1 protein-coding gene is annotated in these 845 nt (G+C 45.0%); it reads right to left on the bottom strand.

Annotation, left to right across the window (positions count from 1 at the left end; translation table 11 throughout):
* Positions 1 to 845: D-alanine--D-alanine ligase (locus GMD1S_RS10565; protein ID WP_000675032.1), on the bottom strand; the 845-nt coding region annotated here is incomplete at both ends.

Genomic DNA, 845 nt, shown 5'->3' with positions numbered 1-845 from the left:
TGCGCTTCGCGCTTGTCAAAACTTTGCTTAGCAAGGTCAACCAAACGCTCGATTAGTTCTGGGTAGCTGATTCCCATATTGTCCCAAAGTAGTGGATACATAGACCACTGGGTAAAACCTGGCATGGTATTAAGCTCATTTAGGAAAATCTCGCCCTTATCTGTATAGAAGAAATCACAACGAGACAGACCGAGGCCACCAATCGCACGGAAGGCTGTTTCAGCATTTCGACGCATGACAGCTACCACATCATCACTAATCTTGGCTGGGATGTCCATGGTAATCTTGTTATCGATGTATTTGGCATCATAGTCATAAAAGGCAACATCCTTAACCACTTCACCAGGAAGCGTGCTCTTGACATCGTAGTTGCCCAAGAGACCAACCTCGATTTCACGGGCATTTACCCCTTGCTCTACTAAGACACGGCTGTCATATTGGAAGGCAAGTTCCAAAGCTTGACGGAGTTCTTCTTGGTTTTCAGACTTAGAAATACCGACACTTGAACCCATATTTGACGGCTTCGTGAAGACTGGATAAGTCAGTTTTTCTTCAACTTCAGCGATTTTAGCAGTCACATCATCGCCTTCAACGATGGCCACATAAGGTACTTGGGCAATCCCAGCAGACTCCAAGACACGCTTGGTCGTAATTTTATCCATGGCAAGGCTGGATGACAAGATATTACAACCAACATAAGGCATTTTCAAAACTTCTAAGAATCCTTGAACTGAACCATCTTCTCCCATCGGACCATGAAGAACTGGAAAGACCACTGCACCTTCTTCATAGATGGCACTTGGCGCTATTTTCTTGTCCCAGTCAATAGTCGCATTGGTCATGAG

Origin of the sequence: Streptococcus sp. GMD1S (assembly GCF_000296875.1) — a bacterium.
In the GTDB taxonomy this organism is placed as follows: domain Bacteria; phylum Bacillota; class Bacilli; order Lactobacillales; family Streptococcaceae; genus Streptococcus.
The sequence above is the reverse complement of the archived record's forward strand: the minus strand, read 5'-3'. Positions and strand labels throughout refer to the sequence as shown.